The organism is Isoptericola sp. NPDC056134, assembly GCF_042264825.1.
GTDB classification, from domain to species: Bacteria; Actinomycetota; Actinomycetes; order Actinomycetales; family Cellulomonadaceae; genus Isoptericola; species Isoptericola nanjingensis.
On sequence record NZ_JBHJVM010000015.1, the window covers coordinates 1 to 25950 of the forward strand.

Annotated in this window: 22 protein-coding genes; 9 read left to right on the forward strand and 13 right to left on the reverse strand. The window is 74.8% G+C overall.

Going from position 1 to position 25950, the window contains the following annotated elements; genetic code table 11:
- Positions 1 to 287 precede the first annotated feature (287 nt).
- The 4 genes from rhaI (at position 288) to ACFCZN_RS14715 (ending at position 6009) form a co-directional block, all read left to right on the forward strand.
- Positions 288 to 1469: an L-rhamnose isomerase gene (gene rhaI, locus ACFCZN_RS14700; RefSeq protein WP_430557223.1), complete on the forward strand. Its 1182-nt coding sequence runs from the start codon at positions 288 to 290 to the stop codon at positions 1467 to 1469.
- Positions 1470 to 1471: 2 nt separating this feature from the next.
- Positions 1472 to 2437: an alpha/beta hydrolase gene (locus tag ACFCZN_RS14705; RefSeq protein ID WP_430557224.1), complete on the forward strand. Its 966-nt coding sequence runs from the start codon at positions 1472 to 1474 to the stop codon at positions 2435 to 2437.
- Between the two features lie 63 nt (positions 2438 to 2500).
- On the forward strand, positions 2501 to 4567 hold the full coding sequence (locus tag ACFCZN_RS14710; protein ID WP_430557225.1) for a bifunctional aldolase/short-chain dehydrogenase: 2067 nt from the start codon (positions 2501 to 2503) through the stop codon (positions 4565 to 4567).
- Positions 4564 to 6009, forward strand: a complete 1446-nt coding sequence (locus tag ACFCZN_RS14715; protein ID WP_430557226.1) for a rhamnulokinase family protein — start codon at positions 4564 to 4566, stop codon at positions 6007 to 6009. The genes ACFCZN_RS14710 and ACFCZN_RS14715 overlap by 4 nt, the downstream gene beginning before the upstream one ends.
- Here the strand turns inward: ACFCZN_RS14715 and ACFCZN_RS14720 are convergent.
- The 13 genes from ACFCZN_RS14720 to ACFCZN_RS14780 all read right to left on the reverse strand — a co-directional run bounded on the left by ACFCZN_RS14720 (position 5994) and on the right by ACFCZN_RS14780 (position 20582).
- Positions 5994 to 6542, reverse strand: coding sequence for an ATP-binding protein (locus tag ACFCZN_RS14720; RefSeq protein WP_430557227.1), 549 nt, complete (start codon positions 6540 to 6542; stop codon positions 5994 to 5996). The genes ACFCZN_RS14715 and ACFCZN_RS14720 overlap by 16 nt on opposite strands.
- Positions 6543 to 6727: 185 nt before the next feature.
- The gene (locus tag ACFCZN_RS14725) at positions 6728 to 8770 is read right to left on the reverse strand and encodes a pectinesterase family protein (protein ID WP_430557228.1); all 2043 of its coding nucleotides are present in this window, start codon (positions 8768 to 8770) and stop codon (positions 6728 to 6730) included.
- Positions 8771 to 8789: 19 nt separating this feature from the next.
- Positions 8790 to 10265, reverse strand: a complete 1476-nt coding sequence (locus ACFCZN_RS14730; RefSeq protein WP_430557229.1) for a pectinesterase family protein — start codon at positions 10263 to 10265, stop codon at positions 8790 to 8792.
- A gap of 367 nt (positions 10266 to 10632) precedes the next feature.
- Positions 10633 to 11391, reverse strand: a complete 759-nt coding sequence (locus ACFCZN_RS14735; protein ID WP_430557230.1) for a glycosyltransferase family 2 protein — start codon at positions 11389 to 11391, stop codon at positions 10633 to 10635.
- Positions 11388 to 11999: a hypothetical protein gene (locus ACFCZN_RS14740; protein WP_430557231.1), complete on the reverse strand. Its 612-nt coding sequence runs from the start codon at positions 11997 to 11999 to the stop codon at positions 11388 to 11390. The genes ACFCZN_RS14735 and ACFCZN_RS14740 overlap by 4 nt, the downstream gene beginning before the upstream one ends.
- A 70-nt stretch (positions 12000 to 12069) precedes the next feature.
- Positions 12070 to 14037 (reverse strand): DUF6807 family protein, encoded by a 1968-nt coding sequence (locus ACFCZN_RS14745; protein ID WP_430557232.1) that lies wholly within the window; start codon positions 14035 to 14037, stop codon positions 12070 to 12072.
- Positions 14037 to 15566 carry a family 43 glycosylhydrolase gene (locus ACFCZN_RS14750; RefSeq protein ID WP_429765119.1) on the reverse strand — a complete coding sequence of 510 codons (1530 nt, stop codon included), beginning with the start codon at positions 15564 to 15566 and terminating at the stop codon, positions 14037 to 14039. The genes ACFCZN_RS14745 and ACFCZN_RS14750 overlap by 1 nt, the downstream gene beginning before the upstream one ends.
- 139 nt (positions 15567 to 15705) lie before the next feature.
- A complete protein-coding gene (locus ACFCZN_RS14755; protein WP_430557233.1) occupies positions 15706 to 16185 on the reverse strand; it encodes a hypothetical protein in 480 nt (159 codons plus the stop codon).
- A complete protein-coding gene (locus ACFCZN_RS14760) occupies positions 16185 to 16520 on the reverse strand; it encodes a PadR family transcriptional regulator (protein ID WP_430557234.1) in 336 nt (111 codons plus the stop codon). Before ACFCZN_RS14760 ends, ACFCZN_RS14755 begins: the two co-directional genes overlap by 1 nt.
- A 70-nt stretch (positions 16521 to 16590) precedes the next feature.
- Complete coding sequence (locus tag ACFCZN_RS14765) at positions 16591 to 17022, reverse strand: hypothetical protein (RefSeq protein ID WP_429765115.1); 432 nt, start codon at positions 17020 to 17022, stop codon at positions 16591 to 16593.
- Between the two features lie 250 nt (positions 17023 to 17272).
- A complete protein-coding gene (locus ACFCZN_RS14770) occupies positions 17273 to 18199 on the reverse strand; it encodes a sugar phosphate isomerase/epimerase family protein (protein ID WP_430557235.1) in 927 nt (308 codons plus the stop codon).
- Positions 18196 to 19389 (reverse strand): dihydrodipicolinate synthase family protein, encoded by a 1194-nt coding sequence (locus tag ACFCZN_RS14775; RefSeq protein WP_430557283.1) that lies wholly within the window; start codon positions 19387 to 19389, stop codon positions 18196 to 18198. The genes ACFCZN_RS14770 and ACFCZN_RS14775 overlap by 4 nt, the downstream gene beginning before the upstream one ends.
- Positions 19390 to 19445: 56 nt before the next feature.
- Positions 19446 to 20582 (reverse strand): Gfo/Idh/MocA family protein, encoded by a 1137-nt coding sequence (locus ACFCZN_RS14780; RefSeq protein WP_429765201.1) that lies wholly within the window; start codon positions 20580 to 20582, stop codon positions 19446 to 19448.
- A gap of 246 nt (positions 20583 to 20828) precedes the next feature.
- Between ACFCZN_RS14780 and ACFCZN_RS14785 the strand changes: the two genes are divergently transcribed.
- The 5 genes from ACFCZN_RS14785 to ACFCZN_RS14805 all read left to right on the forward strand — a co-directional run bounded on the left by ACFCZN_RS14785 (position 20829) and on the right by ACFCZN_RS14805 (position 25840).
- Positions 20829 to 21758, forward strand: coding sequence for a sugar phosphate isomerase/epimerase family protein (locus ACFCZN_RS14785; protein ID WP_430557236.1), 930 nt, complete (start codon positions 20829 to 20831; stop codon positions 21756 to 21758).
- Between the two features lie 65 nt (positions 21759 to 21823).
- On the forward strand, positions 21824 to 23566 hold the full coding sequence (locus tag ACFCZN_RS14790) for a dihydroxyacetone kinase family protein (RefSeq protein ID WP_430557237.1): 1743 nt from the start codon (positions 21824 to 21826) through the stop codon (positions 23564 to 23566).
- Complete coding sequence (locus ACFCZN_RS14795; protein WP_429765110.1) at positions 23563 to 24093, forward strand: ribose-5-phosphate isomerase; 531 nt, start codon at positions 23563 to 23565, stop codon at positions 24091 to 24093. The genes ACFCZN_RS14790 and ACFCZN_RS14795 overlap by 4 nt, the downstream gene beginning before the upstream one ends.
- Positions 24090 to 24845, forward strand: a complete 756-nt coding sequence (locus tag ACFCZN_RS14800; protein WP_430557238.1) for a triose-phosphate isomerase family protein — start codon at positions 24090 to 24092, stop codon at positions 24843 to 24845. The genes ACFCZN_RS14795 and ACFCZN_RS14800 overlap by 4 nt, the downstream gene beginning before the upstream one ends.
- Before the next feature lie 35 nt (positions 24846 to 24880).
- Positions 24881 to 25840, forward strand: a complete 960-nt coding sequence (locus ACFCZN_RS14805; protein ID WP_429765107.1) for a 3-hydroxyacyl-CoA dehydrogenase family protein — start codon at positions 24881 to 24883, stop codon at positions 25838 to 25840.
- Positions 25841 to 25950: the final 110 nt, after the last annotated feature.

The following is a 25950-nucleotide window of genomic DNA, read 5'->3' on the forward strand; positions in this document are numbered from 1 at the left end:
GCCAGACCCTCGACTGGGCCAAGCCCGCCGAAGCACTCAACCGCCTACTCTTGGCAGCCTGACGACGCGTGTTGCGACGACCGCTTGAACCCGCCTGCTCGCGAGCTGTCAGGGCTACGTTCACGTAGACGTGCTCCTGGCCCTGACACGTCGGCGGGCGAGTGGTCGAACCTGCGCAGACGGTTGACGCCGCCTCGCACCCCCCCTAGGCTATGAAACGATTCAAAGCGCGGTCGCCCCGCCGGCCGCACCAGCACCGCGCGAGGGAGCGCGGACGAGGAGGAGACATGACGGCGACGACGCCCGTGCTCGACGCACGGCTGCGCAAGGCCCTCGGCGAGCAGACCATCGAGCTGCCCTCGTGGGCGTTCGGCAACTCGGGTACCCGGTTCAAGGTCTTCGGCACGCCCGGGACCCCCCGTGACCCGTACGAGAAGATCGCGGACGCCGCCCAGGTGCACCGCTACACGGGCATCGCGCCGCGCGTGTCGCTGCACGTCCCGTGGGACCTGGTCGACGACTTCTCCGACCTGGCCCGGCACGCCAAGGAGCACGGCGTGACCATCGGGATGATCAACTCGAACCTGTTCCAGGACGACGACTACAAGCTCGGCTCCCTCACGCACTCCGACCCGGCCGTGCGCCGCAAGGCGATCGCCCACCACGTGCAGTGCGTCGACGTCATGCGCGCCACGGGGTCCAAGGAGCTGAAGGTCTGGCTGCCGGACGGCACCAACTACCCGGGCCAGGACTCGATCCGCGCCCGCCAGGACCGGCTCGCCGAGTCGCTCGCGGAGATCTACGCCGAGCTCGACGACGACCACCGCATGGTGCTCGAGTACAAGTTCTTCGAGCCGGCGTTCTACCACACCGACGTGCCGGACTGGGGCACCTCCCTGCTGCACTGCCTCGCCCTCGGCGACAAGGCGAACGTCGTGCTCGACACGGGCCACCACGCGCCCGGCACCAACATCGAGTTCATCGTGGCCCAGCTGCTGCGCCAGGGCCGCCTCGGCGCCTTCGACTTCAACTCGCGCTTCTACGCGGACGACGACCTCATGGCCGGCGCCGCGGACCCGTTCCAGCTCTTCCGGATCATGCACGAGATCGTGCAGGCGGACGCGCTGCGCCCGGAGTCGGGGGTGAACTTCATGCTCGACCAGTGCCACAACATCGAGGAGAAGATCCCCGGCCAGATCCGCTCCGTGATGAACGTCCAGGAGGCCACGGCCAAGGCGCTGCTCGTCGACGCCGAGGCCCTCGACGCCGCGCAGCGCTCCGGCGACGTGCTCGGCGCCAACGGCGCGCTCATGGACGCCTACAACACGGACGTGCGCGGCCTCCTCGCCGACCTGCGCGCCGAGCAGGGCCTCGACCCCGAGCCCATGAAGGCGTTCGCGGCGTCCGGCTACCTGGCGCAGATCGCGGCCGAGCGTGTCGGCGGCCAGCAGGCCGGCTGGGGCGCCTGAGCATGACGACGACGGCGGGCACGACGGCGGACACCGCGCCGCCCGTCCCGGCGGACCCGGACGCCGCGGTCGCCGACCGCGTGCTCGCGGGGCCGCACGGCGACCTGCGGGTGCGTGTCTACCGGCCGGCGGGCACGCCCGTCGCGGGCCTGGTGTGGGCGCACGGCGGCGCGTTCGCGCACGGCGACCTCGACATGCCCGAGGCCGACGGCGTCGCGCGCGGCCTCGCCGCGGCGGGGGTCGCCGTCGTGAGCGTGGAGTACCGCCTGGTACCCGCGCTCGACTACCGCGCCGCGGGCGCGACGCCCGGGACGGACGGCGTCCGCTTCCCGGTGCCGTCCGAGGAGGTCGCCTTCGCCTTCGCGTGGGCCGCCGGGGGCGGCGCCGCCGACCTCGGCGTCCCCGCGGGACGGTGGTCTCTGGGCGGCGCGAGCGCCGGCGGCGACCTCGCCGCGGGGGCGTCGCTGCGGCTGCGGGACGGCGCGGCGCCGCTCGGCACCCTCAGCGGCGCCGTCGGGCCCGACGGCGTGACCCCGCGCAGCGTCGTGCTCGCCTACCCGGTGACGCACCAGGAGCTGCCCTCGCCCAGCGCCGAGCTGGCCGCCAAGATCGCGGGGCTGCCGCCGGAGAAGGACTTCCCGCCGGCCGCCGTGCGCGCGATGAACGGCAACTACCTGGGCCACGACGGCCCGGCGACGTCGCCCTACGCCTTCCCCGGCGGCCAGGACCTGCGCGGCCTGCCGCCCACGCCGATCGTCAACTCCGACCTCGACGCCCTGCGCTCGGGCGGCGAGGCCTACGCCGCGGAGCTCGCGGCCGCCGGGGTGGACGTCTTCGTGACCCGCGAGGACGGCACCACCCACGGACACCTCAACCGGCCCGCGGAGCCCGGCTTCGCGCGCAGCCTCGCGCGGATCTCCGCCTGGCTCACGACGGACGCCCTCGTCGGCACCGCGCACGAGCGCTGACCCCGTACCCCTCACCGCACCCACCCCCGTCCGTCGGCCGACGGACCGACCACCGGAGCACCGATGACGAAGCAGACCGTCAACCCGACCGTGGAGGCCCTCGTCGCGCGGTCGAACCGCCTGGGCGCCGACCCGCGCAACACGAACTACGCCGGCGGCAACACGTCCGCCAAGGGGATCGAGAAGGACCCGGTCACCGGGCAGGACGTCGAGCTGCTGTGGGTCAAGGGCTCCGGCGGCGATCTCGGCACCCTCACCGCGAAGGGCCTCGCCGTCCTGCGGCTGGACCGCCTGCGCGCCCTCACCGAGGTGTACCCGGGCGTGGAGCGCGAGGACGAGATGGTCGCCGCGTTCGACTACTGCCTGCACGGCAAGGGCGGCGCCGCCCCCAGCATCGACACGGCCATGCACGGCCTGGTCGACGCCGCGCACGTGGACCACCTGCACCCGGACGCCGGCATCGCGATCGCGACCGCCGTCGACGGCCCGGAGCTGACGCAGAAGATCTTCGGCGGCAAGGTCGTGTGGGTGCCGTGGCGCCGCCCCGGCTTCCAGCTCGGCCTCGACATCGCGGAGATCAAGGCCGCCCACCCGGACGCGATCGGCACGGTGCTCGGCGGGCACGGCATCACGGCCTGGGGCGAGACGGCCGAGGAGTCCGAGGCGAACTCGCTGTGGATCATCGAGACCGCCGCCGCGTACATCGCCGAGCACGGTGCGCCGGAGCCCTTCGGCCCGGCCCTCGACGGCTACGGGGCGCTGCCCGACGCCGAGCGCCGCGCCAAGGCCGCCGCGCTCGCCCCGCACCTGCGCGCCGTCGCGTCGCACGACAAGCCGCAGGTGGGCCACTTCACCGACGCGGACGTCGTGCTCGACTTCCTGGCGAGCGCCGAGCACGCGCGCCTCGCGGAGCTCGGCACCAGCTGCCCCGACCACTTCCTGCGCACCAAGGTGAAGCCGCTGGTCGTCGACCTGCCGGCCACCGCGACCGTCGAGGAGATCGTGGAGCGCCTGCCCGAGCTGCACGAGGCGTACCGCGCCGACTACACCGCGTACTACGAGCGCGGCGCCGCCGAGGCCCGTGCCCGCGGCGAGGAGCCGCCCGCCATGCGCGGCGCGGACCCGGCGATCGTCCTCGTGCCCGGCGTGGGCATGTTCTCGTACGGCGCGGACAAGCAGACCGCGCGCGTGGCGGGGGAGTTCTACGTCAACGCCGTCAACGTGATGCGCGGCGCGGAGGCCCTGTCCACGTACGCCCCGATCGATGAGTCGGAGAAGTTCCGCATCGAGTACTGGGCCCTCGAGGAGGCGAAGCTCCAGCGCAAGCCGAAGCCGAAGCCGCTCGCGACCCGCATCGCGTTCGTGACCGGCGCGGCATCCGGCATCGGCAAGGCCATCGCGACCCGCCTCGCGGCGGAGGGTGCGTGCGTCGTCGTCGCCGACCTGGACCTCGCCAAGGCGCAGGCCGCCGCGGCCGAGCTGGGCTCGACGGACGTCGCCGTCGGGCTGGCGGCGAACGTCGCCGACGAGGCCGCCGTGCAGGCCGCGCTCGCCGAGGCCGTCCTCGCCTTCGGCGGCGTCGACATCGTCGTGAACAACGCCGGCCTGTCGCTGAGCAAGTCGCTGTTCGACACCACCGAGGCGGACTGGGACCTGCAGCACGACGTCATGGCCAAGGGCTCGTTCCTCGTGGCCAAGAACGCCGCGCGCATCCTCGTGGACCAGAAGCTCGGCGGCGACATCGTCTACATCTCGTCGAAGAACTCCGTGTTCGCGGGCCCGAACAACATCGCGTACTCGGCCACCAAGGCCGACCAGGCGCACCAGGTGCGCCTGCTGGCCGCCGAGCTCGGCGAGCACGGCATCAAGGTCAACGGCATCAACCCGGACGGCGTCGTGCGCGGCTCGGGCATCTTCGCCTCCGGGTGGGGCGCCAACCGCGCCAAGACGTACGGCATCGAGGAGCAGGACCTGGGCAGGTTCTACGCCCAGCGCACGCTGCTCAAGCGCGAGGTGCTGCCCGAGCACGTCGCCAACGCCGTCTACGCGCTGTGCACGTCCGACTTCTCGCACACCACCGGCCTGCACGTGCCCGTCGACGCCGGCGTGGCTCAGGCGTTCCTGCGGTGACGGGCACGACCCCCTCGACGGCGGCGGGCACCCTCGCCGCCGTCGACCTGGGCGCCACCAGCGGGCGCGTCATCCTGGGGCACCTGGGCGGGCGCGAAGGGCTGCGGCTGCAGCACGTCGCCAGGTTCCCCAACGACCCGGTCCGTACGCCCGACGGCCTGCACTGGAACCTGCTGGAGCTGTACCGCCAGGTGCTCGACGGCCTGGCCGTGGCCGAGCGCGAGGCGCCGGGGGAGATCCTCGGCGTCGGGATCGACTCGTGGGCCGTGGACTACGGCCTGCTGCGCGGCGGCCGGCTGCTCGGCGTGCCGTACCACTACCGGGACGCGCGCACGGCGGACGGCGTGGAGCGCGTGCACGCACGCGTGGACGCCGCGGCGCTGTACGCGCGCAACGGGCTGCAGCACCTGCCGTTCAACACGGTGTTCCAGCTCGCCACGGAGGGGCCGCTGCTCGACCTCGCCGACCGGCTGCTGCTGGTGCCCGACCTGCTCGCCCACTGGCTCACCGGGGCCGAGGTCGCGGAGCGCACCAACGCCTCCACGACCGGTCTGCTCGACGCGCGCACGGGTGAGTGGGACACGGGTCTCGCCGACCTCGTCGGGATCCCGGCCGGGATCCTGCCGCCCCTCGTCGACCCGGGGGCGTCGCTGGGGGCCCTGCGCCCCGACGTCGCGCAGCTGGTCGGCCGGGCGCTCGAGGTCACGGCCGTCGGCTCGCACGACACGGCCTCCGCCGTCGTCGCCGTCCCCGCCACCGACCGGGACGTCGCCTACGTCTCGTGCGGCACCTGGGGGCTGGTCGGCCTCGAGCTCGACGCGCCGGTGCTCTCCGAGGACGCCCGCCTCGCCGGCTTCACCAACGAGGGCGGCGTCGACGGCCGCACGCGCTTCCTGCACAACGTCATGGGGCTGTGGCTGCTCAGCGAGTCGATCCGCACCTGGGAGCGCGAGTCCACCGCGGCCCAGCGCTCCAGCACGCTGCAGGAGCTGCTGGCCGAGGCGGCGCACGTCACCGCGCCGGTGGCGGTCTTCGACGTCGACGACCCGCGCTTCCTGCCGCCGGGCGACATCCCCGGCCGCATCGCCGACTGGTGCCGCGAGCACGACCAACCGGTGCCCGCCACGCGCGGGGAGTACGTGCGCAGCATCGTCGAGAGCCTGGCGCAGGCGTTCGCGGACGCCGTCACGACGGCGGCGAGGCTCGCGGGGCGCACCGTGTCGACCATCCACGTGGTCGGTGGCGGCGCGCAGAACACGCTCCTGTGCCAGGCGACGGCGGACCGCTCGGGGCTGCCCGTGGTGGCCGGGCCCGTCGAGGCCACCGCCATCGGGAACCTGCTGGTGCAGGCCCGCGCCCGCGGCCTGGTGGACGGCGGCCTGGAGGACCTGCGCGCGCTCGTCGCCGCGGCGTTCACGCCCGAGCGCTACGCGCCGCGGTAGGCCCCGTCCGACGCCGCGCCCGCCGACGGGCCATGGCTCGCCAGGTGGTGCGGCGCCGGGCCCGCGGGCGCGGCGACGGGCGCCCGGTCCGAGGTCGTGAACCGGGCCCACACGTGCTTCTCGCCGCGGTCCGTGCAGTACCAGCCGACGCGGTCGGCGATCGTCTCGGCCAGGCGCAGGCCGTGGCCCCCCTCGCCCGGCTCGCGGTCGTGCGGGACGACGGGCGGCGCGTCGGGGCTGCGGTCGACGACGTCGACCACGGCGACGTGCCCGTCGCACAGGAGCCGGGCGACGACCGGCGGCCGCGCGTGCTCCAGGGCGTTCGCGACGAGCTCGCTCGCCACCAGCACCATGCGCTGGCGCCTGGAGAGCGCGCCGAGGTCGCCGGAGCTGGGGGCCATGGCCGCGGGGCAGTCGCAGGGCAGCCGGTCCTCGAACTCCGCGCGCACCTCGGCGAGGTCGTCGACGGAGCGCACGGTCCACGACCCGACCACGTCGAGCTGCCCGACGGGGACGGCCTCGACGGGCGTCACCGGCGCACGTCCGGAACCATGCAGCAGCCTCCTGTGGCCACGGGGGATGGGGGCCTTCCGAGGGCCGCTGGGGCGGCCTGAACCGTCGTCGACACTACTGCCCCGAGGCCGCCCCCGCGCGCGCTGTGACGAACGTCGTGGTGAGCGCGGCCCACGCCCGCTGACCGCGCTCACCACGCGTCAGGTCAGCGCCAGGGCGCCCAGCCGTCGTCGCCGGACAGGTACGCCTCGCGGGTGTGCGCGGCGGCCTCGTCGGCCGTGAGCTGCGGCCGTCCGTCGACGGCCCCGCCGGCGGGCGCGGCGCCCGGACCGGTGTTGCGGTACTCCCGCATGAAGTCGTCGCGCCACGACCAGCCGCTCATGTCCGACCAGGCGGGCGTGCCGACGTGCGCGCCCAGCCACGAGTCGCGGACGACGACCGACGGGTCGACGAGCGGGTTGCTGCTGGGGTGCCACGGGCGGCCGAGGAACACGGTGCCCGCCGCGGCGTCCGACGTGAACCGGGTGCCGGTGAACAGGAAGCCCCTGCCGCCCGGCACGGTCGCCGGTGCGGCCACGTACCCGTTGTTCGTCGCGGACCCGCGGTCGAGCGAGCGGATCTCCGAGTCCTCGACGACGAGGGTACCGCCGCCGTAGACGAAGTCGACGTCGCCCTCGATGTACGAGCCGGTGACCCAGGTGCGCGCCGCCGTGGCGCCGGAGCCCGGGTCGGCCAGGTAGGTGTCCTGGTTGCCGAGCAGCCGCACGCCGTCGAGCACGGTGCGGTCGCCCGACGTCCGCAGCGCGAGCGCCTGGCTGCCGCCGTTCGCGGCCTCGTCGTAGGCGTTCTCGACGGTGAGGTCGCGCAGCGTGACGTCGTCGGCCAGCACGGACAGCACCGGCGAGCCGGTGTGCCCGAACGTGCCGCCGTAGAACTTGGCCTGGCCGGCGGCGAGGTCGTAGGTGAGCACCACGTCCTCCGGGTCGCCGGTGGCGCCGCGGATCGTGATCCCGTCGGCGCCGGGCCAGACCCGCACGACCTCGCGGTAGACGCCCGGCTCGACGACGACGTCCACCGGGTGCGGCGACCGCGACGCCGCGCCCACCGCGGCACCGATCGACGCGTAGTCGCCGGTGCCGTCGAGCGCCACCGTGACCGTGCGGCGGACCTTCTCCGGCGCGCCGAGGGTGCCCGCGCCGTCCGTGACGATGCGCGTGACGTCGGCGACGGCGTCCGGCGTGTACGCGTACCGCGCGGCCGGGTCGAACGTCGGGCCGGTGTCGTCCTTGCGCCCGCGGACGGTCGTGAACCGGTTGTCGCGCGAGTCGACCTTCGACGCCGGGTCCTTGGCGACGATCGCGTCCTCGCCGTTCGAGTACACGCTCGACTCGACGACGAGCTGCGACGCGCCGCGCGACATGGTGCCGTACTGCGCCTGCCCGTCGAACCAGTTGTTGTAGAGGTGGCCGGCGGCGACGTTGTCGATGCTCGCGTTGCGCTGGTAGGTGTTCGAGAACCGGTTGTGGTGCATCGTGATCTCGGTGACCACGTTGTCGGTCCAGCCCACGCCCACCGTCTTGTTGTGGTCGTGCAGGTAGTTCCACGACAGCGTGACCGCCGTGGAGTCCTTGCGGACGTCGATCAGCCCGTCGCCCAGGCGGGTCAGCTCGTTGTGGTCGATCCACACGTGGCTGGAGGTGTCGACGCGGATGCCGTCGTTGTCGTTGTCGGCGCTCTTGCCGTCCCAGTCGCCCGGCACGTACGAGTCGCGGAAGCGCAGGTTGCGCACGACGACGTTCTCCACGTGGTCGAGCCGCAGCCCGACGCCCACCAGCTCGGCGCCGGACGCGAACCCGACGATCGTCTTGTCGCTCGCCACGTCGATCATCGAGCCGAACTCGGCCGGCTCGATGGTGCCCTTGACGTAGATCGTCAGGGGTCCGTCGGATGCCGCGGCCTCGGCGAGCGCGGCCGCGTCGCGGACGGTGACGGAGCCCCCGCCCGCGCCGCCGGTCGTGCCGTGCGGCAGGTCGTCGGTGGGAGTGGAGGCGAAGCCCGTCGCGACGGGCGACCAGACGGGCCCGTCGGCCGTCGTCGTCGCGGGCGCGCCGATGCGCTCGAGGACGGCGGCGCCTGCCGCGGCCGGGTCGCCGTCGGAGGGCGCCGCCTGCGCGGCGGGGGCGAGCAGGGTCAGGGCCAGCACCGGGGCGCCGAGCAGCGCGGCCGTGCGGGTGGTCGTGAGTCTCATCGTTGCTCCTCGGTCAGGGTCAGGAGTGGCGGGGGTCGTCGGTGGAGAGTCCGCCGCCCACCAGGGGGACGTCGTCCAGCACGGTGCCGGCGGCGGCGTCGCGCAGGGCGAGGGTCTCTCTCGGGTCGCCGGCCTCGGCGTCGTAGGCGTTCTCGAGCGTGAGGTCGCGCAGGGTGACGCCGTCGGCGAGGACGGTCGCGGTGGCCCAGTCGCTCGCGGGCTTGTCGTAGGTCACGACGACGTCGGCGGGGTCGCCCGTCGCGCCGCGGATCGTGAGCCCCTCGGCGCCCGGCCAGACGGTGAGCACCTCGCGGTACGTGCCCGGTCCGACGACGATCTCGACCGGCCGGGGCGACCGCGACGCCGCGCCCACGGCGGCCTGGATCGAGAGGTAGTCGCCGGTGCCGTCCTGCGCCACCGTGACCTGCCGGCCGAGCCGGTCGTCGCGGGTGGTGCGGGTGCCGGCGTACCGGCTCAGCAGCGGCACGACGTCCTCGACGGGATCGGCTTCGTAGTCGTAGAGGTCGGACGCCTCGAACGTGGGCCCGGTCTCGGCCGGCTTCTCGCCCCAGTTCCCGCGGAACAGGTTGTCGCGCTGGTGGAGCCTGGCGGCGTCGCCGCTGAGGATGAGCGGGTTGCGGGCGTTCTCGTAGACGCTCGACTCCACGAGCAGCTGGGAGCCGCCGCGCGACGTCGTGCCGTACGAGCTCACCCCGGACAGCCAGTTGTTGTACAGGTGGCCGAGCGCCACGTTGTCGATGCTGCCGTTGCGCTGGTGCACGTTCGAGAACCGGTTGTGGTGCAGCGTCAGCGTGGTCACCACGTTGTCCGTCCACCCGACGCCGAGGGTCTTGTTGTGGTCGTGGAAGAAGTTCCACGACGCCGTCACCGCGGTGGAGTCCTTGCGGACGTCGAGCTGGCCGTCGCCGAGCCGCGCGAACTCGTTGTGGTCCACCCAGACGTGGTCCGACGTGTCGATGCGGATGCCGTCGTTGTCGTTGTCCGCGCTCTTGCCGTCCCAGTCGGCCGCGACGTACGAGTCGCGGAACGTCAGGTTGCGGATGATGACGTTCTCGACCTCCAGCAGCCGCAGCCCACCGCCGACGAGCTCGCCGCCCGCCGCCGCGCCGACGATCGTCTTGTCGCTCGCCACGTCGATCATCGAGCCGAACGGCTCCACGTCGAGGGTGCCCTGCACGAGGATCGTCAGCGGCTCCTCGGCCGCGGCCGCCTCGGCCAGCGCCGCGGCGTCGCGCACGGTGACGGTCCGCCCGCCCGCGCCGCCGGTGGTGCCGTCGGGGAGCTCGTCGGTCGGCACGGACGCGAAGCCCGTGGCGGTGGGGGACCACACGGGCCCGTCCGCGGAGGTCGTGGGCGGGGCGCCGATGCGGTGCAGCAGCGCTCGGCCGGCGGCCTCGGCGTCCGTGCCCGACATCGCGTGCGCCACGGGGGCGAGCAACGTCAGGCCCAGGACCGGGGCGGCGAGGGCCGCCACGGCACGGCGGGCCCGTGGTCGCGGGCGGCGGGAGCGAGGGGAGGGGGTGCGGTGCGGGGTGGGTCGATGGTCCGCGCTGAAGGGCATCGTCGCGCCTCTCGTGAGACTCGGGCCGGGTGGCCCTCGGGTCGGGACGAGCGGGGCGGCGGCCGGGGCCCGTCGACGACGGCGGGGTGCCCGTGGTGCCTGTCGTTGCTGGTCGTGCTGCTCGTGGTGCGGCCGACGTCGGTGTCGGTCTTCCCGTGCCCGTCGCGCTCTGCGACCGGAAACGCCTCAGAAACCGGTTTCTCACAACGTAGCCGAGGAGGGCGCCCGCGTCAATAGTTCAGCCGCCGATATCAATCGGAGGCGGCGGACGGCGGAGCCGTCAGGCGGCGATGCCGAGCCTGTCCCGCCAGCGCTCCCACGGCGGGGCGACCGCCCAGTTCAGCCGCAGGGTGCGCACGGCCCGCACCAGGCGTCGACGGCGGGCGTACCGCAGCGACCGGGCGGACACGCCGACGCGGAGCCGGCGGTCCCGGACGATCCGACGGCGGGGCCCGAGGGCGAACGCGAGGTCCAGGTCGTCGTGGATCTCCGGGTCGACCCGTTCGACCTGGTCGCGCACAGCCCGCCAGGTGCTGCGACGGAACGCCATGCAGGAGCCCCACAAGGCCGTGTGACCGAGCGCCATCCGGGTGCTGGCGTAGTACGCGGAGAGGTACAGCGCGCACGCCCAGCGGCCGCCCCGCAGGTCGGTGAACGTCCCCGTCCCGGTCACGGCGTCGGCCGCGGGGTCGTCGGCCAGGTGCTGGGCGACGGCGCGCACCCAGCCGGGCGCGGGCTGCGAGTCGGCGTCGAGGCGCGCCACGATCTCGCCCCGGGCCGCGTCGTACCCCGCCGCCGCGGCGGCGGGGATGCCGACCCGCGGCTCGTGGACCACGACCGCCCCCGCGCGTCGGGCGACGTCGGCGGTCTCGTCCGTCGAGGCGTTGTCCACCACGACGACCTCGAGCGGGGCGAGGGTCTGCGCCGCGAGCAGCGCCAGGCACCGCTCGAGCGCGGCGGCGTCGTCGCGGGCAGGGATGACGACCGAGACCGTGGGGAGCGGCCGTCCCGAGAACCGGGCACCCCGCGCCCCCGTCACGGGAGCCCCCGTGCCGGAGTCCGGGCGGCAGCCCGGGCGACGAGCCACGCCGCCGCGGCGCTGCCCACGAGCGCCGCCGCGAGGTCGCCGACGGTGTCCGGGTACGTCACGTGGATGCTGTCGTCGACGAACGTGTGCCCCACCGCCTCGAGCAGCTCCCAGACGACGGCGAGCAGCGCGCCGAGGCCGACGGTCGTCAGGGCTGCCGTCGCGCGGGGGCGGACGGGAGACGTCGCGAGGCCGTCCCGGGTCAGGACCTGGTGGGCCAGGGCAGCGAGCGCACCGGTCGCGACGGCGTGCACGAGCAGGTCCAGGCCCGCGACCCGCTCGTAGAGACCGGCCACGGCGCACCATGCGGCGGCGAGCACGGCGGTCCCGCACGCGACGTCGAGCCACGCGGCGGCGCCGGACGCGCGGGGCACCATCGATCCGCCCAGGACGAGGGCGAACAGCGCGACCGCGACCCAGTCCGACGTCGCCGCGGCGACCAGGAGGCTCACCAGGGCCGCGACGCGGACCGCGTCGCCCAGCACGATGCCCCACGTCGGCCGCCCCGGCGAGGGGCTCCAGGCCGTCCTGGCGCGCGTGGTCCATGGTGCCGGCGTCACGTGGCCAGCCTAGGCAGCGATGGCGGAAGCCCACCCGCCGAGGAGGCGGGAGGGCCTCGGCCGCCACCCCTCAGGACAGCCGGGCGGCGCCCACCCGTCCCACCGCGAGGTCGGCGACGTCGCCGGCCCCGGTGATGTCGAGGCGCCGGTCGACGACGGCCGCCACGACGTCGACCTCGAGCGACGACCCCGCCCGCACCGTGCGGACCGTGTCCCAGGCGAGCGCCGGGCCCAGCCCGACGTAGTCGCCGACGCGGGCGAACCACGGGTCGGGCTCCCCGGAGGCCTGGGCCAGCACGAGGGTGGTCCAGGCCGGCCCGGTGCGCCGCACGACGGCCACCCACGGGCTGCGCGAGCCGTGCACGTCGCCGCCGCGGTCGGGACTCAGCGCGAAGGCCTCGTCGCCGGACGGGAGCCGCCAGAACCAGCCGCCGTACCCGGCGCCGGGCCGGCCGTTGGTCGCCGGGCTGCCGATCTCGAGGTCGGCGTCGCCGGCGAGCAGGCTGCCGTGCCAGCCGAGCGCCCAGGCGTCGACCTCCGGCAGCACGACGGCGGTGAGCCGCCGCTCCTCGGTCAGCTGCACGCCGCCACGCTCGTCCAGCCAGCGCACCTGCTGGGTCAGGGTGGCGCCGTCGTCCGTCACCTCCGTACGCCCGGCCTCCTGGCGGCCGTGGTTCGCGAGCAGCGTCGGCCCCTGGTCGCGCACGTACGTGCGCCCGCCCCAGTGGCTGGTGCCGTCCACGTCGGCCACCGCCATCGAGACGCCGTAGTGGTGGCGGTGGTCCAGCGGGCTCTTCGTCGTCATCGCGACGCCCTGCGCCGAGTGCACCGGGTGCAGGAACGGCCGCGGGCTGTGCACCCCGGGCATCCCCTCGCCTCGCGAGTAGCGGCTGAGGGGGCGGTCGTCGCCGACGCCGAGCACCCAGTCGTCGTCGACGGGCCGCCACCGCGCCCGGACGGTGTGGTCGCGGGCGTGCGCGCGCCCCGCGAGGTCCGCCGACGTCACCCCGAGCCGGCGCGCGGGCGGTACCGGCCCGGTGCTGCCCCGCACCACCAGCCCCGGGGTCACGTGCACGGCGATGCCCTCCGCGCCGAGCCGCGTGCGTTCGGTGCCGAGCACGCGGGCGTGCAGCAGCTCCCAGGCGCGACGGCCGAGGTCGGCCTGCGGCACGGCGGCCGTGGTCAGCGACGGCGTCGCGTAGCGGGCGAGCTCGATGTCGTCGAAGCCGCCGATGGAGATGTCTCCCGGCACCGCCACGCCGGCCTCGTTGAGCCGCGCGAGGAGGCCGAACGCGACCAGGTCGTTGAACGCGACGACGCCCGTCGCCCCGGTGGCCAGCACCGCGTCCGCCGCGCGGTACCCGGCGTCCACGGTGGGGCCGCACGGCACGGTCGTGACGCGCAGCCCCGGGTGCCGCTCGCGGGCGTCGTCGAGGGCGCGGGCGCGCAGCCCGTTCGACGCGCTCGAGCGCGGGCCGGCGACGTACGCGAGCTCGCGGTGCCCGAGCGCAACCAGGTGGTCCACCATGCTGCGCACGCCGGCCGCGTAGTCCACGCGCACGCTCGGCACGGTGAGGCCGGGCACGTGCCGGTTGACCACGACGACCGGCTCCAGGCGCGGGAGCAGCTCGAGCAGCGCGTCCTCGGACGTGCGCGGCGCGGCGAGCACCAGCGCGTCGCACCGCTGCCGCGCCTCGAGCGCGACCTCGGCCTCGTCGGCCGTGTTCTCGGCGGTGTCGGCCACCAGGACGCGGTAGTCGTGCGGCGCGGCCGCCGCCATCGTGCCGCGCAGGATCTGCTGGAACATCGGGTTGGCGAGGTCCGGCACGACCAGCGCCACGGAGTTGGTGCGACCCAGGGACAGGCTGCGCGCCACCCGGCTGGGCTGGTAGCGCAGGTCCTTCGCGGCGACGCGCACCCGCTCGGCGATGTCCCGGGCGACGCTGGCCCGGCCGTTCATCACCCGCGAGACGGTGGCCCGCGACACGCCTGCGGCGGCCGCCACCTCGTCGATCGTCGGGCCGCCCGAGCGGGCCATCAGGCGTCCTTCCCGGCCACGGTGACGCGCACCGGGCCGAAGGTGCCGCCGTCGCCCGGCCGCAGGTCCGCCCCGAGCGGGGCGCTCGCGAACAGGCCGACCTCCGCACCGATCCAGTGCCCGACGACGGCCTGCCACGGGGGCGCGGCCTCGTGCCACTCCGCGTCGTCGTCCCCGGGCGGGGCGTCGTCGCGCCAGGCCCAGGTGACGCGGCCCTCGGCGTCGACGGCGGTGCGCAGGACGACGCCCGTCGCGCCCGCGGCCACGGGCTCCTGCGCGAGGATCTCCTCGTCTCCGTAGGTGCCGCCGCGCCGCACCGTCACCTCGACGCCGCCGGGCGTGCGCACCAGCCCGGCCCAGGCGTACTCGCGGCCGAGGACGACGACGCCCGCCCGGGTGCCGGGCGCGTCGCCCACGAGCCCGACCCGGGTCTCCCACGTGCTCGGCTGCCCCGGCAGCTGCTGGCTCAGGACGGCGCCCTGGTCGCGGAGGTTGCCCCGGGGCGAGGGCTGCGCGGGCAGGCGCAGCGCGCCGCCGCCGTCGGCCACGGCCCAGCCCTCGGCGGGGTTCGCCTGCCAGTGCCAGCGCGGTGCGAGGCCCGGGGAGGCGAAGTCGTCGCTGCGCACCGGCTCTCCGGGCTCGGCGCCCGGCACCGGCGTCGGGTGCGTGAGCACCGGGGAGCCCTTCTCGCCCATGACCGGCCAGCCGTCGTCGTCCCACCGCATCGGCTGCAGGTGCACCACACGGCCGAAGACGCCGCGGTCCTGGAAGTGCAGGAACCAGTCGGCGCCGTCCGGCGTGTCCACCCAGGCGCCCTGGTGCGGGCCGTTGACCGGGGTGTCGCCCTGCGCCAGCACCACGCGGTGCTCGTACGGGCCCCACACCGACCGCGCGCGGAACGCCGTCTGCCAGCCGGTCGCGACGCCGCCCGCGGGGGCGAAGATCCAGTACCAGCCGTCGCGGTGGTACAGCTTGGGACCCTCGAGCGTGCGGAAGCCCGGCAGCTCGTCGCCGTCGACCACGGTGCGCGCCGGCCCGACGACGCGGCGCAGGCCCGGGTCCACCTCGACCACCGTGAGGCGGTTCTTCACACCGGCTCGGCTCTTGGCCCAGCCGTGCACGAGATAGGCGCGGCCGTCGTCGTCCCACAGCGGGCAGGGATCGATGAGGCCCTGGCCCGGCACCAGGCACCAGGGCTCCGACCACGGGCCGCGCGGGTCGGCGGCCGTGAGGACGAAGATCCCGTGGTCCGGGTCGGGGTAGACGATCCAGAACAGGCCGTCGTGGTGGCGCAGGCTGGGCGCCCACACCCCCGAGCCGTGGCGGGGGAGCGCGTAGTGACCCGCGGGCGGCACGGCGGGCAGCGCGTTCGCCACGTGCTCCCAGGACACGAGGTCGCGCGAGTGCAGCACGGGCAGCCCGGGGGCGCGGTTGAAGCTGGACGCGATCAGCCAGTAGTCGTCCCCGACGCGCACCGCGTCGGGGTCCGGCCAGTCCGCGTCGAGGACCGGGTTGCTGTAGTGGGTCATGGTCGCCTTCCGTCACGTCGCTGGGACAGTCGGCGAGAAACCGTGAGAAACCGGTTCCCGCCGTGCGGTGCCCAGCCTAGCAACCGGTTTCCGCCGGAGGGAACGCCCGGTCGCGTCGAAACGGTGCGGCGGCGGCCCCTCAGCCGGCCAGCACGTGCGACACGTAGAGGGCCGCGGCGCCGACGAACGAGACCGTCCCGACGGCGAGCGCCAGCGTCTGCACGCGGCGGTTGCCGACGCCGGCGCGGAGCCGGACGACCGCCCAGATCACGGCGGCGGCGGCCACGAGCGGGACCACGAAGAGCGCCAGGGACGCGACGGCGAGGACGACCAGCCAGACGTCCGCGGCGGGCGTGGCGGCGGGGGCCGCCGGCGCGCCGGCGGCCGCGGGCGCGGCCGGGGTCGACGCGGCGGCGATGGCGTCCACCGGGCCCAGCTCGTCCAGCACGCGCCGGGCGCCGGCATCGTCCGACCCGTGCAGCGCGAGCGACTCCGCCGCGTGCTCGCGCACCGCGGCGAGGGTCTCGGCGCGCTCGCGCGGCTCGCTCGCCGCCAGCGCGTGCTCGAGGTCGGCGAGGTACGCCTCGACGAGCGGGGGGAATGCGGGTGCTGCGGTCATCAGGGCTCCAGGGTCGTGCGGACGTCGGCGGTGAACCGGGACCAGGTGGCGGTGAAGGTCTCGAGCGCCGCCCGCCCCTCGGTCGTGAGCTCGTAGTACCGGCGCGGCGGGCCCATCGGGGACGCGACCTGCGTCGTCGTGACCCAGCCCTGCTGGCGCAGCCGCGAGAGCAGCGGGTACAGCGTGCCCTCGCTGGTCAGCAGGGTGCTCGTGGCGCCGAGGCGCTCGGCGAGCTCGAGGCCGTAGGCCGGCCCCGATCGCAGGCAGGCCAGGACGCAGTACTCCACGACCCCTTTGCGGAGCTGGGTGAGGACCACGTCGGAGCTCGGTACCATGCGACACAAGGTAGCACTCTCTTGCGTCGCAAGGTAGTGGTCGCCGGGGTCCGACGACGACCCGCCCCCGTCAGCCCGCCGCGCTGCGCACCAGGGCGGTGAGCTTCTCCTCGAACGCGGGGGTCCAGGCCAGCACCGCGAAGGCGGTCGGCCAGAAGTCGCCGTCGTCGAGCTGCGCCGCGGGGTCGAAGCCGACGGTCGCGTAGCGGGTCTTGAACTTCGCGGCGGGCTGCACGAAGACGACCATCTTGCCGGCGGCGTCCGCGAAGCCGGGCATGCCGTAGTACGTCTTGGGCACGAGGTGGGGCGCGACCTCGGTGGCGACCCGGTACAGCCCCTCGGCGATGTCCCGGTCGGTGCCCTCGAGCGGCTCGATCGCCTCGCGCACCGCCTGCTCGCCCGCGGCACGGTTCTTGCCGGCCTTCTCCTGCTCGCGCAGCTCCTTGGCACGCTGCTTCACTGCCGCGCGCTCGTCGGCGCTCAGCCCCTCGGACGTGGCCATGACGTTCCTCCCGGTCGGTGGGGCGGCGCCGTCGTGCGCCGCTGAGGACCAGGCTAGGGAGACACCTCGCCGCCCTGCTTCTCCGTTCCTGATCAGTACGGGACCGGTGCGGGACCGGTGCGCGACACGGGCCCGCGCACGACGACGCCCCGCCGCCCGGGGAGGCGACGGGGCGTCGTGCGGCGGGCCGGCGTCGGCGACAGACCCGCACCGGGGTGTCAAGGCCCGGTGTGCTGGAGGGCGGTCGGCCCTACAGGTGCGGCAGCACGTGCCGCGCGTACCGCTCGCCGACCGTGCGGGCGGTGTCGCGGGGGTCGTCGGCCCAGATCTCCTCGTTGAAGATCTCGGTCTCGACGTCCCCGGCGTAGCCCGCCTCGGCGACCCAGCGCGAGATCGTCGGGAAGTCGACGTACCCGTCGCCCACGTGGCCGCGCGAGTTGAGCGGGTCGGCGGCGAGCGGCAGGTTCCAGTCGCAGACCTGGTAGCCCGCGATCCGCCCCTCCGCCCCGGCCCGCGCGATCGACTCGCGCAGCTGCGGGTCCCACCACACGTGGTACGTGTCGACGACGACGCCCACGGTCTCCGGTGCGAACGGCGCCGCGAGGTCGAGCGCCTGCCCCAGGGTGGAGATCACCGCGCGGTCGGCGGCGAACATCGGGTGCAGCGCCTCGAGCACGATCCGCACGTCGTGCTCGGCCGCGAACGGCGCGAGCTCGGCGATCCGGTCGGCCACGCGGGCGCGGGCGGCGACGACGTCGCGGTCGCCCGGCCCTGCGTCGGGCCGCGGGCCCCGACCGGGCTCGCTGAGGGCGGGCAGGCCGCCGACGACGAACACCAGCTCGCGGGTGCCGACGCCCGCCGTCTCCTCGATGGCGCGCTTGTTGTCGTCGAGCGCGGCGGCGATGCCCGCCGCGTCCGCTGCCGTGAGGAACCCGCCGCGGCACAGGGACGAGACGCGCAGGCCGGCGTCCGACACGATGCGCGCCGCCTTCTCCGCGCCGTGCTCCTGCACCTGGTGGCGCCACAGGCCGACGGCGCCGAGCCCGGCCGCGGCCGCGGCGTCGACGGCTTCCGCGAGCGTGGCGTGCTTGACCGTCGCGGTGTTGAGGGAGCAGCGGCTCAGGTCGGTGTCGGACGCGTGGCGTACCCCGGTGGGCTCCGTGCCCGACAGGCTCATGCGGTCACCCCGTTCGTCACCAGCAGGGCGTCCAGACGGCGTGCGGCCAGCGCTGGGTCGAGCAGCATGCCGCAGCCGTCGGCGAGACGGGCCAGCTCCACGAGGTGCGCCAGCGAGCGGCCCGACTGCAGCCCGCCCACGAGCTGGAAGCCGGACTGGAAGCCGTTCAGCCACGACAGGAACGCCACGCCCGTCTTGTAGTAGTAGGTCGGCGCCGCGAAGATGTGCCGGCCCAGCTTCTCGGTCGAGGCGAGGATCGCGTGACCGCGCGCGCCCTCTCCCGCGTCGAACGCCTGGAGGGCCGTGGACGCGGCCGGGTAGATCGCGGCGAAGATGCCGAGCAGGGCGTCGGAGTGCCCCTGCTCGTCGCCGGCGATCAGCTCGGGGTAGTTGAAGTCGTCGCCGGTGTACAGCCGCACGGGGGAGCCGTCGAGACCGGCCAGCGCCCGGCGCAGGCCGATCTCGTGCTGTGCGTCGAGCAGCGACACCTTGACGCCGTCGACCCGGTCCTGGTGGGCCTTGACGAGGTCGAGGAACGTGGCGGTCGCGGACGTGACGTCGTCGGACCCCCAGTAGCCCGCCAGGGCCGGGTCGAACATCGTGCCCAGCCAGTGCAGGACGACGGGCTTGTCGGCCTCGGCCAGCACGGCGTCGTAGACGCGGGCGTAGTCCTCGGGGGAGCGGGCGACCTTCGCCAGCGCGCGCGAGGCCATGACGATGACCTGCGCCCCGGCGTCCTGCACCACGTGCACCTGCTCGCGGTAGGCGTCGATCACCGCGGCGAGGCCCGCCTCGCCGGGCTCGACCGACGCGGGGTCGAGCTGGTCGGTGCCCGCGCCGCACGCGATGCGCGCGCCGACGGACGCGGCCTCGGCCGACGACCGGCGCACCAGCTCCTGCGTCGCGGCCCAGTCCAGACCCATCCCGCGCTGGGCGGTGTCCATGGCGTCGGCGACGCCGAGCCCGAACCGCCAGATCTCGTGCCGGTAGGCGAGCGTCGCGTCCCAGTCGACGACGGCGGGCGCGCCCGGCACGTTCTCCGCGCCGACCTGCGGCACGACGTGCGCGGCCGCGAACGCGACGCGCGACGTGATCGGCGAGGCCGGGGCGTGCCACGGGCCCGGCGCGTTGAGCTCGCGCACCTCGGTGCCGGTGGCGCGTCCCGCGGCGTCGAACCGCGGGAGGCGCACGGTGACGCCGCTGGGCGCCAGCTCGGGGGCGAGCGCGGGGTTGAGCGTCTGCGTCGTCACAGCGTGATCTCCGGGACGTCGAGGCGGCGGCCCTCGGCCGACGACCGCAGCCCCAGCTCGGCGAGCTGCACGCCGCGCGCGGCGGACAGCAGGTCGAAGCGGTGCGGCCGGCCGGCGACGACGTCGCGCAGGAACTCCTCCCACTGCAGCTTGAAGCCGTTGTCGAGGTCGGCGTTCGCGGGCACCTCGAGCCACTGGTCGCGGAAGGGCTCCGTGACGGGCAGGTCCGGGTTCCACACGGGCTTGGGGGTGTGGGCGCGCTGCTGCGCGACGCACTTGCGCAGGCCCGCCACGGCGGAGCCGTGGGTGCCGTCGATCTGGAACTCCACGAGCTCGTCGCGGTACACGCGCACCGCCCAGGAGGAGTTGATCTGCGCCACGACCGGGTCGCCGCCCGGCGTCTCGATCTCGAAGATGCCGTACGCGGCGTCGTCGGCCGTGGCGGCGTACTCCTTGCCCTGCTCGTCCCAGCGGGTGGGGATGTGGGTGGTGGTCTGCGCGTTGACGGTCTTGACCGCGCCGAGGATGCCCTCGAGGACGTAGTTCCAGTGGCAGAACATGTCCGTGGTCATGCCGCCGCCGTCCTCCTTGCGGTAGTTCCACGACGGGCGCTGGGCGGCCTGGTGCTCGCCCTCGAACACCCAGTAGCCGAACTCGCCGCGCAGCGACAGGATGCGGCCGAAGAAGCCCTCGTCCACGAGACGGCGCAGCTTGACCAGGCCCGGCAGGTACAGCTTGTCGTGCACGACGCCGGCGGTGACGCCGGTCTCCTCGCGCAGGCGGGCGAGCTCGACGGCCTCGACCAGCGTCTCGGCGGTCGGCTTCTCCGTGTACACGTGCTTGCCGGCCTGCATCGCCTTGGTGAGGGTCTTGGCGCGCAGCGACGTCATCGAGGCGTCGAACACGATGTCCGTGGCCGGGTCGGCGACGATCCCGTCGAGGTCGGTCGTGTACTCCGTGACCCCGTGCTGCGCGGCCAGCTCGGCGAGCTTGGACTCGTTGCGGCCCACGAGGACGGGCTCCACCTGCACGCGTGAGCCGTCGGGCAGCTCGACGCCGCCCTGATCGCGGATCGGCAGGATCGAGCGCACGAGGTGCTGGCGGTAGCCCATGCGGCCCGTGACGCCGTTCATCGCGATGCGCAGCGTGCGCGTGGGTGTGGTGCTCACTCGGGACTCCTTCGTCGGTGCGTCTCGGCGGTGGCTGCGACGCGATGGCGGAATGCGCTTTCCATCAAGTTAGGCGCTGCTGCTGCTGCCCGTCAAGCAGGAGCCCGGGCCGGCTCGGCGCGCGGCGGGTGAAGACCGAGCCGGTTGACACTCCGAAGTCCTTCCGTGTTTCCTATAGGAAACACGATTCCATGATCGACGGAGATCTCCTTGCGCACTGCGGACACCTGGCCCATCGCCGCCAACATGCTGTCCTTCGGCTCCACCGCGGCCGACGGCACCCCCAACGTCGACGCCCCCGCCGAGTCCTGGCGCGGGCAGCTCCAGCAGGTCGCCGACCTGGGGTTCGCGGACGTCGACCCCACCGACGCGTGGCTGTCGATCGGGGAGATGACCGACGCCCGGTTCGCCGAGCTGCTCGTCGTGCTCAAGGAGGTCGGCCTCGCCGTCCCGTCCGTGTCGACGACACGCCGCAGCGTCGTCGACGCCGCCCGGGGGGAGGACTACCTGCGCTTCGGGCACACGATCATCGACCGCGCACCGGCGCTCGGCGCCGAGGTCGTGAACTTCGGCTTCATGCAGGCGCTCACTCCGGCGCAGGAGAAGGCGCTCTGGTTCTGGCTGGCCGAGGGGCACCACGACGACCTCGCCGACGCCGAGAACCGGGACCTGGCCGTGCGGCGCATCCGCGAGCTCGCCGACCACGCGGCCGAGGTGGGGGTGCAGGTCAGCCTCGAGATGTACGAGGACACCTACATCGGCACGCCGGACCTGGCCGTGCGCTTCCTCGAGGACGTCGACCGCGACAACGTGGGCCTCAACCCCGACCTCGGCAACCTCGTGCGGCTGCACCGCGAGATCGAGGACATCCCGACGATGTTCGCGAAGGTGCTGCCGCACACGAACTTCTGGCACATCAAGAACTACACGCGCGACGTGGACCTGGCGACGGGCGCGTACGCGACCCACCCGACCCCGCTGGTGCAGGGCGTCGTCAACTACCGCGTGATGATCCGGCAGGCGCTCGAGCTCGGCTTCGAGGGCGTGTTCGTCTGCGAGCACTACGGGTCGGACAGCCTCGGCGTCGCGGCGCTCAACCGCGAGTACATCCGCGGCGTCCTGCGCTCCGCGGGGCGCTGAGCAGGTCCCTCCGGCGCCACGCGCCGCCCCACCCCCGTCACCGCACGAGCAAAGGTGCTGCCCCCATGACGTACGTCCACAACCGTCCCGAGGACTTCGCCCGCGAGGCGCTCAGCGGCCTCGTCAAGGCCTACCCCGGCGTCCTGCGCCGCGTGCCCGGCGGCGTCGCGCGCGCCGAGGGCACGCGCCCCGGCAAGGTCGCCGTCGTCGTCGGCGGCGGCTCCGGCCACTACCCGGCGTTCGCCGGGCTCGTGGGGGAGGGCGTGGCCGACGCGGCGGTGTGCGGCGAGGTCTTCGCCTCCCCGTCCACGCGCCAGGTGCTCGACGTGTGCCGGGCCGCGGACGCCGGGGCGGGCATCTGGCTGTCCTTCGGCAACTACGCCGGGGACGTCCTCAACTTCGGCGCCGCGGCGAGCCGGCTGCGGGCGCAGGGCGTCGACGTGGCCGTGCGCCTCGTCACCGACGACGTCGCCTCCGCCCCCGCCGACCGCGCCGCGGAGCGGCGAGGGGTCGCGGGCGACCTCGTGGTCTTCAAGGTCGCGGGCGCGGCGGCGGAGTCCGGCGCGGACCTGGCCGAGGTCGACCGGCTCGCGGGCCTGGCCAACGAGCGCACCCGCTCCTTCGGCGTCGCCTTCGACGGCTGCACGCTGCCCGGTGCCGACGCGCCGCTGTTCAGCCTCCCGGAAGGGACGGCCGGCTGGGGCCTCGGGATCCACGGTGAGCCCGGCATCGGCGAGGAGGCGGTGCCGCCCGCCGCGGACCTGGCCGCCGAGCTCGTCGACCGCGTGCTCGCGGACCGGCCCGACGACGCCGACGGCCGCGCCGCCGTCGTCCTCAACGGCCTCGGCACCGTCAAGTACGAGGAGCTCTTCGTGCTCTGGGACCGGGTGCACGACCTGCTGACGGAGCGCGGCGTGACGCTGGTGGCCCCGCTCGTCGGGGAGTACGTCACGAGCCTCGACATGGCGGGCTGCTCGCTCACCGTGGCGTGGCTCGACGACGAGCTCGAGCCGCTGTGGCTCGCGCCCGCCACGACGCCCGCGTTCCGGCACGGGGGCTGGCGCGCGGCGCCGGTCGCGGCCGCGCCCGACGTCGTCACCGAGCCGGAGCCGCCGCTCGTCGTCGCGGCGTCGGCCGAGGGCACCGAGGCGGCCGGCCTCGTGGTGCGCGCGCTGCGCCGCGCGCAGCAGGTGCTGCACGACGCGGAGGACGAGCTCGGCGCGCTCGACGCGATCGCCGGCGACGGCGACCACGGGCGCGGCATGTGCCGTGGCGTCGACGCCGCGGTCGAGGCCGCCGACGAGGCGCTCGCCGCCGGTGCGGACGCCCCGTCCGTCCTGCGGCGCGCCGCGGACCGCTGGGCCGACCGCGCGGGCGGGACGTCGGGGGCCCTGTGGGGCGTCGGCCTGCTCGCCCTCGCCGACCGGCTGCCCGCCGACGAGGCGCTGACGGGCGTCCACGTCGCCGACGGCGTGCGCGCCGCGCGCGACGAGGTCTGCGCGGTGGGCGGGGCACGGGCGGGCGACAAGACGCTCGTCGACGCCCTCGACCCCGCCGTCGAGGCCCTGGCCGCGGCGCACGGGAACGGTGCGGCGGCACCCGACGCCTGGCGGGCCGCCGTCCGCGCCGCCCGGGACGGCGCGGACCGCACCAAGGACATCACGGCACGCCGCGGTCGCTCGCGCGTGCTGGGGGACAAGAGCCTCGGGGTCGCCGACCCGGGGGCGACGTCGCTCGCGCTCCTCCTCGCGGAGGTCGGGGACGCGCTCGGCGTCAGCACGGACGACGTGGAGGTGGCGGCACGATGACCACGACCCAGGGAACGACACACGAGACGACCGCGCTGCGGCTCGCGATCGGTTCGGACGACGCCGGGTTCGACTACAAGGAGCTGCTCAAGGCCGACCTCGAGGCCGACGACCGGGTGGCGTCGGTGACCGACGTCGGCGTCGGGGGCGACGAGCACACCCCGTACCCCTACGTGGGCGCGGCGGCCGCGCGCCTCGTCGCCGAGGGGAAGGCCGACCGTGCGCTCCTCGTGTGCGGCACCGGGCTCGGCGTCGCGATCGCCGCCAACAAGGTGCCGGGCGTCCGCGCCGTCACCGCCCACGACTCGTTCTCGGTCGAGCGGGCGGTGCTGTCCAACGACGCCCAGGTGCTGTGCTTCGGCCAGCGCGTCGTGGGCATCGAGCTCGCCCGCCGCCTGCTGCGCGAGTGGCTGGGCTACCGGTTCGATCCCACCTCGGCGTCGGCCCCCAAGGTCGCGGCGATCGGCGAGGTCGAGGCCGACGCGGGCACGGGGGCGGTCGCCGAGCCCGCCGGGTCCTGCGGATGACGCGCCGCCCGCTCGTCGCCGTCTCGCTCAAGGCGTACCTCGGGGCCGCGGACACCGAGCGCTGGCTCGCCGCGGTCCGCGACGCCGCCCCTGCGGGCGACGTGGACCTCGCCGTGCTGCCCGCCTTCCCCCTGCTACCCGCGGCCGCGCAGCTGCTCGGGGGGACCGGCGTCGCCTGGGGCGCGCAGGACGTGGCCCCGGCCGCGCACGGCGCCCAGACCGGCGAGGTCACGGCGGCCCTGCTCGCCGAGCTCGGCTGCACGCTCGCCGTCGTCGGCCATGCCGAGCGACGCGCGACGTTCCACGAGGACGACGACGTCGTCCGGGCCAAGGTCGCGCGCCTCGCCGAGGCGGACGTCACCCCGCTCCTGTGCGTGGGGGAGTGCGAGCAGGTCTCCCCAGCCGAGGCGGCCGACGTCGCGACGGCGCAGCTCGAGAGTGCGCTGCGGGGCCCCGCCCCGCGCGAGGTGGTCGTGGGGTACGAGCCCGTCTGGGCGATCGGCGCCCCGCGGCCGGCACCCGCCGAGCACGTCGTGACGGTCGCGCACGCGCTGCGCGAGCGGCTCGACGCGCTGGGCGTCGACGGCCGCGTGCTCTACGGCGGGGCCGCCGGCCCGGGCACGCTCACCGCCCTCGCGGGCGCCGTCGACGGCGTGTTCCTCGGGCGCTTCGCCCACGACGTCGCCGCCCTGCGCGACGTGCTCGACGAGGCCGCGGCCGCGCGACCTGCGGATTCGGCCGCCCGGCCGTGACCGCCACAGACTGGACCACGAGAGAGGAAGCAACGATGGTCACCAGCATCAGCAGCGTCGCCGTGATCGGTGCCGGCTACATGGGAGGCGGCATCGCGCAGTCGCTCGCGCTCGCGGGCCTGCCCGTCACGATCGCCGACGTCTCCGCCGACGCCACCGAGGCCGCCTTCGCGCGCCTGCTCGCGGAGGCGCAGGAGTTCGAGGACGCCGGTCTGTACGACGCCGGCGCGACGGCGACGATCCGTGCGAACCTGCGCACCGCCCCGTCGATCGAGGACGCGGTCGCGGACGTCGACTTCGTCGAGGAGGTCGTGTTCGAGTCGGTCGAGGTCAAGCACGACGTGCTGGGCCGCATCTCGGCCGCGGCGCGCGAGGACGCGATCATCGGCTCGAACACCTCGACCATCCCGGCCCGCGTGCTCGCGACGGCGGTGAAGAACCCGGAGCGGTTCCTCACCGTGCACTTCTCCAACCCCGCCCCGTTCATCCCCGGCGTCGAGCTCGTGCTGGGGGAGCGCACCGACGAGGCCGTCGTCCCCGTCGTCAAGGAGCTGCTCGCGAGGGCCGACCGGGAGGCGGCGATCGTCGCCGACGTGCCCGGCTTCGTCCTCAACCGCCTGCAGTACGTGCTGCTCAAGGAGGCGATGTCGATCGCCGAGGAGGGCATCGCGTCCCCCGAGGACATCGACACGATCGTCCGCACGACCTTCGGCTTCCGCCTGGGCTTCTTCGGCCCGTTCGCCATCGCCGACCAGGCCGGCCTCGACGTGTACGCCGGCGGCTTCCGGACGTTCGAGGAGGCGTTCGGCGAGCGGCTCAGCACGCCCGCGCTCGTCCAGGACGCCGTCGCCGCCGACCGGCGCGGCGTGAAGAACGGCAAGGGCCTGCTCAAGGACTACACGCCCGAGCAGGTCAAGGCGCTCGTCGCGCACCGCAACAAGGCGTACAGCGAGATGGGCCGGCTCGTCCGCTCGCTCGGGCCCTCGCCGGCCTGACCGCTCCACCTCCCGGGGGGGGGACCCCCACCAGGGTGGGGCGGGTCCCCCCTTCCGGGTCTTTTTCCGGGAGGGTCTCCACCCAGGGAAAAAGGGGAACCTAGTATGAG

Excerpts from the sequence above, each read along its gene's own strand:
- rhaI (WP_430557223.1), top strand. The coding sequence starts at position 288 with ATGACGGCGACGACGCCCGTGCTCGACGCACGGCTGCGCAAGGCCCTC.
- ACFCZN_RS14800 (WP_430557238.1), top strand. The coding sequence starts at position 24,090 with ATGACGCGCCGCCCGCTCGTCGCCGTCTCGCTCAAGGCGTACCTCGGG.
- ACFCZN_RS14725 (WP_430557228.1), bottom strand. The coding sequence starts at position 8,770 with ATGAGACTCACGACCACCCGCACGGCCGCGCTGCTCGGCGCCCCGGTG.
- ACFCZN_RS14770 (WP_430557235.1), bottom strand. The coding sequence starts at position 18,199 with ATGAGCCTGTCGGGCACGGAGCCCACCGGGGTACGCCACGCGTCCGAC.
- ACFCZN_RS14790 (WP_430557237.1), top strand. The coding sequence starts at position 21,824 with ATGACGTACGTCCACAACCGTCCCGAGGACTTCGCCCGCGAGGCGCTC.
- ACFCZN_RS14710 (WP_430557225.1), top strand. The coding sequence starts at position 2,501 with ATGACGAAGCAGACCGTCAACCCGACCGTGGAGGCCCTCGTCGCGCGG.
- ACFCZN_RS14765 (WP_429765115.1), bottom strand. The coding sequence starts at position 17,022 with ATGGCCACGTCCGAGGGGCTGAGCGCCGACGAGCGCGCGGCAGTGAAG.
- ACFCZN_RS14795 (WP_429765110.1), top strand. The coding sequence starts at position 23,563 with ATGACCACGACCCAGGGAACGACACACGAGACGACCGCGCTGCGGCTC.
- ACFCZN_RS14745 (WP_430557232.1), bottom strand. The coding sequence starts at position 14,037 with ATGGCCCGCTCGGGCGGCCCGACGATCGACGAGGTGGCGGCCGCCGCA.
- ACFCZN_RS14705 (WP_430557224.1), top strand. The coding sequence starts at position 1,472 with ATGACGACGACGGCGGGCACGACGGCGGACACCGCGCCGCCCGTCCCG.
- ACFCZN_RS14750 (WP_429765119.1), bottom strand. The coding sequence starts at position 15,566 with ATGACCCACTACAGCAACCCGGTCCTCGACGCGGACTGGCCGGACCCC.
- ACFCZN_RS14780 (WP_429765201.1), bottom strand. The coding sequence starts at position 20,582 with ATGAACGGCGTCACGGGCCGCATGGGCTACCGCCAGCACCTCGTGCGC.
- ACFCZN_RS14805 (WP_429765107.1), top strand. The coding sequence starts at position 24,881 with ATGGTCACCAGCATCAGCAGCGTCGCCGTGATCGGTGCCGGCTACATG.
- ACFCZN_RS14755 (WP_430557233.1), bottom strand. The coding sequence starts at position 16,185 with ATGACCGCAGCACCCGCATTCCCCCCGCTCGTCGAGGCGTACCTCGCC.
- ACFCZN_RS14760 (WP_430557234.1), bottom strand. The coding sequence starts at position 16,520 with ATGGTACCGAGCTCCGACGTGGTCCTCACCCAGCTCCGCAAAGGGGTC.